This window comes from Streptomyces blattellae, from assembly GCF_009709555.1.
GTDB classification, from domain to species: Bacteria; Actinomycetota; Actinomycetes; order Streptomycetales; family Streptomycetaceae; genus Streptomyces; species Streptomyces blattellae.
The window spans coordinates 1-3,726 of record NZ_WJBG01000185.1 but is presented as its reverse complement, the minus strand read 5'-3'; the positions used below and the strand labels follow the sequence as shown (position 1 = coordinate 3,726).

Here is a 3,726-nt window from a genome sequence, read left to right as displayed (position 1 = left end):
CGATCAACCCCCATGACGCCCTGGACGACCGCGCACGGACGACCGTGGACAACTGGCCGGTGGTGACCATCGTGTGGCATGAGCCGACGGCCCCCAAGCGGGTCCATGACGCCTATGCGGCCCTCCGGGAGGGCCTGGACGTGGTGAGCCGTCTCCGGGAGGAGTTCCGGGAGTTGCGGACGGCCGACGAACGCCAGGAGCGGGAGCGGCGGGAGGCTCACGCGGCCCACCTGGCGGGCGGCCCGGCCCCCAAGGCGTACAAGCGCGTGGACGACCTGGCCCAGCGGGAGGACAAACTCCTGGCCCTCCAGGCGGCCCAGACCGGACCCGGGAGCTGAGGGCCCAGTACGACGCCATGGAGACGGACCCGGCGTCATGGCGGAGGAGCGGGACGCCCTGGTGAAGGCCCTGGAGGGCGAACACGCCCGCATGGCGGAGCTGGCCGTGGAGGCCGAACGCGCGTACCAGCGGTTCGCGGCCGTCAGGGCCCGCGCGGAGTACCTGTCCCTGGAGCTGGGCGACGTGGAGGCCCCGGCGGGACTGAAGTACGCCAACGACGACGTGACCGACGGAAGCGAGTGGGGCGCGATCCTCCACGTGGCGCAGTCCACGGACCCGCGCGTAACGGGGGAGTGGCTGGTCTCCGCCCTTCGGGACGCCACCTCCAAGGCGTGAACGCCCACCTGGGGGCCTGGCGACAGGGCCGGGCCCCCTTCCCCTGCCTGGGCCCTGGCGGGCCCCCAGAGAGGCCCTGGAGGCTGACGTGAACTTTGTTGCCTGGCTCCCGGAGCAGACGGACCGGGAGGACGCCACGGGCCGTGTCGCCGTGGCCGTCGCCAACCACCTGGCGGAGGGGTGGACGCCCCGGTCCGGCTCCGTGGATGAGGTCCGCAAGCTGGCCCCGGTGTTGGGCCTGGACCTGGCGGACGTGGACGCGGCGGACGCCCGGTACCGGGCGGGCCACATGGAGAACCCATTGCGACCGGAGGAGCTGGAGATGGGGGCCGCCCGATGACGTACCGGTCACCGGCCAACACCCGCCGGGAAGTGCTGAGTTGGCTACAGGCTCACCGGGACCCGTCGGTCACGGCCCTGACGCACCGGGCCCGCATCCTGGCGGCCCTGGCCGTGGAGCGCCCGGAGCTGGTGGCCGCCATCACCAGCACGGAGTTCCGGGGCCTGTGTGCCCACGTCTTCAAGGACCCGCGTGGAGCCCACGTTCCCGGGTTCGTCCGCCACGGCCGGGGTACGGCCGACCCCAAGGGAGTGACCGCGTGAGTCATCAGCGAACCAACGAACGGGTGGCCGCCGTGGCCGCTGAAGTCGTGGCCCGGCTGGGTGCCACGCATACCGACGGCCCGGACCCCGCCACGGCGTCCATGTCCACGGCTGTCCGTGTGGGCCGTGGCGGGCTGGACCCGACGGCCCGGCCGGAGAGCCAGGACCCGGCCGAGCTGGCCAGCCGTGTCCCGCGTGACGTGCGGACCGGCGGCACCGTCCGGCCGAGTGGGGCCGTGGCCTGGCTCGCATGAGCCGGACGACCCCGTGGGACCTGGGGGATACCCCCCTCCAGGGCGGCCGGGACATCGAAGCGTGATAGCGGCCCTGTCTCTGTACGGGTTCCAAGGTCTGTGAGCGACCTGAACGGCCGCCACACGTGGCTTCTGACCTGGGTGGATGCCGCTCCGGACCACACGCCGGAGTGGGCCATAACAGGGCTTTCGCTGGACACCCCAAGGGCCCCGATCCTTCCCCGCATAGGGCTGATCGGGGCCCTTTGGCGTACCCGGAGCCGGTTACGGAGCGCTCAGCCGGCCGTCAGCTCAGAGTGACCACCAGCACCAACTGCATTGGTGGATGGCGCCCCTGACGCTGATCTCGCCTGAGGAGAGGCTCGTGCACATCTGTGCAACCGACTCAGTGGAGGAGTGCGCGATGGCCCTAAAGTTCCTCGGGATCTGGCCGAACACGCCGGACGACGGATCGCCCACGATCTAGCTGGAAGAGACGACCGGAGACCTGATCATCCAGTCGTGGAAAGCCGACGAGGCAACCATCCGTGAAGCACAGGAAGTCGGGTCGGTGCCCGGCCACTCGACGGACGTTCCGGAGCACGAAACCGTGATCCGACTGCCCGCCAACATGCTCCAGTTCATCCCCAAGCCGGAGAACCTGGAGACGGCAGCAGACGAAGCCAGCAACGAGGACAACGGCAGCAAGGACAACAACGGTGGCAACAGCGGTACGTGAAGCTCTCGCCAAGGCGCAGCGCTCAGCGATGCACCTTGAGATGCGGGACAGCTACATGCGGGACGACCCCGAGTTCATCCGCTGGCAGCAAGGCCACCGGTACGACCCGTCCGACCAGGAGGCGTGGTGGCGGCCGTGGCTGGACGTGGTGGCCGAGGCGACAGGCCGGGGCGTTGTGATGCGACGTCTCCGCGTGGTTTCCGAGCCATTGAGCGACTACGTCCTATACGAGTACGACGGCACGTTCACGAACGTCGCTGCCGGTGAAGACGTGCGATGGCTGCCCCGGCCCCGGGCGCGCGATCTCCTCTTGCCCGCGCTGGACGGGTGGGTCATGGATAAGGAAACCGTGATCCTTCACCACTTCAGCGGCGAGGGTCAGTGGACCGGCCCGCGCATGGAGGTCTGCCACGATCCGGCGTTGGCCGCTCAGTACGTGAGGGCGTACGAGGCGGCATGGGAGCGCGCCACTCCCCACGCGGAGTACCGGCCCGCCTGACGATCACCCACCATGGCCGTTTCTCCGTCATCCAGCGCCCAGCAGGCCCGGCAGGCTCTCGCAACACGTCTTGCGGATCTCTGCCGGGATGCTGGTCTGACCGGGGCCGATCTCGCCGAGCGTTGCGGGTGGAGCAAGTCCAAATCCTCCCGGATCATGAACGCCCGCACTCCACCCTCCGCCGACGACATTCGGGCGTGGTGTCACGCATGTGGGGCGGAGGAGCAGACAGAGGACCTGATCGCGTCGCTACGCACGGCCGAGGGCATGTGGGTGGACTGGCGACGCATGGAACGGGCCGGACTGAAACAGGCGCAGGAAGCCCGCTTGCCTCTGTACCAGCGGACTCACCGTTTCCGGTCGTACTCCTCGTGGCTCGTGCCCGGCATGATCCAGACGCAGCCATACACGGCGGCAGCACTGCAAGCGATCCAGCGACGGCGCGGGCTCGTGGACGACGTGGCCGACGCGGTGGCCGCACGCATGGAGCGTCAGCGCGTGCTCTACGAGGGTGACCGGCGATTCGCCTTCCTCGTTGAGGAGTCTGTAATTCGGTCCGGGATCGGCGGCGCTGAGGTCATGATCGGGCAGCTTGGTCACCTGATCGCCATGGCGTCCCGTCCCAATGTCAGCCTGGGAGTCGTCCCCATGCGACCGGATCGGGAGCGCTGGCCGGTCGAAGGGTTCTGGATCTATGACGCGGCGCAGGTCAACGTTGAGTTGGTCTCCGGGTACCTCACCATCACGCAACCCAGCGAAGTGGCCATGTACGCCGACACGTTCGCGGAACTGGCAGAGCTTGCTGTGTATGGGGCCAAGGCTCGCAGCTTGATCAGCGACGCCATGGACCGGCTTGGGTGATTCCCATGCAACCTCGTGCAATCTCATGGGAGTTCGGGCCGCGCCGTCCCTAACGTGCTGGTCATGGCAACTACCGAGAGAGCCCAGGAGACGACGGCCGGTAGCGAAGTGCCGGT

Annotated in this window: 7 protein-coding genes and 1 pseudogene; all 8 read left to right on the top strand. The window is 68.8% G+C overall.

Features of this window, described 5'->3' with window-relative positions; genetic code table 11:
* A partial coding sequence (locus GFH49_RS39485) for a hypothetical protein (RefSeq protein ID WP_196218109.1) occupies positions 1 to 338 on the top strand: 338 nt, incomplete at its 5' end.
* Positions 339 to 375: 37 nt separating this feature from the next.
* Complete coding sequence (locus GFH49_RS24405; RefSeq protein WP_155056176.1) at positions 376 to 675, top strand: hypothetical protein; 300 nt, start codon at positions 376 to 378, stop codon at positions 673 to 675.
* A gap of 88 nt (positions 676 to 763) precedes the next feature.
* A complete protein-coding gene (locus GFH49_RS24400) occupies positions 764 to 1,015 on the top strand; it encodes a hypothetical protein (RefSeq protein ID WP_155056177.1) in 252 nt (83 codons plus the stop codon).
* On the top strand, positions 1,012 to 1,278 hold the full coding sequence (locus GFH49_RS24395; RefSeq protein WP_155056178.1) for a hypothetical protein: 267 nt from the start codon (positions 1,012 to 1,014) through the stop codon (positions 1,276 to 1,278). Before GFH49_RS24400 ends, GFH49_RS24395 begins: the two co-directional genes overlap by 4 nt.
* A complete protein-coding gene (locus GFH49_RS24390) occupies positions 1,275 to 1,532 on the top strand; it encodes a hypothetical protein (protein WP_155056179.1) in 258 nt (85 codons plus the stop codon). The genes GFH49_RS24395 and GFH49_RS24390 overlap by 4 nt, the downstream gene beginning before the upstream one ends.
* Positions 1,533 to 1,935: 403 nt before the next feature.
* Positions 1,936 to 2,250, top strand: a pseudogene (locus GFH49_RS24385) (hypothetical protein).
* Positions 2,231 to 2,749, top strand: coding sequence for a DUF6879 family protein (locus GFH49_RS24380; protein ID WP_408055951.1), 519 nt, complete (start codon positions 2,231 to 2,233; stop codon positions 2,747 to 2,749). Before GFH49_RS24385 ends, GFH49_RS24380 begins: the two are co-directional and overlap by 20 nt.
* A gap of 12 nt (positions 2,750 to 2,761) precedes the next feature.
* On the top strand, positions 2,762 to 3,610 hold the full coding sequence (locus tag GFH49_RS24375) for a helix-turn-helix domain-containing protein (protein ID WP_155058220.1): 849 nt from the start codon (positions 2,762 to 2,764) through the stop codon (positions 3,608 to 3,610).
* The last annotated feature ends 116 nt before the right edge of the window (positions 3,611 to 3,726 follow it).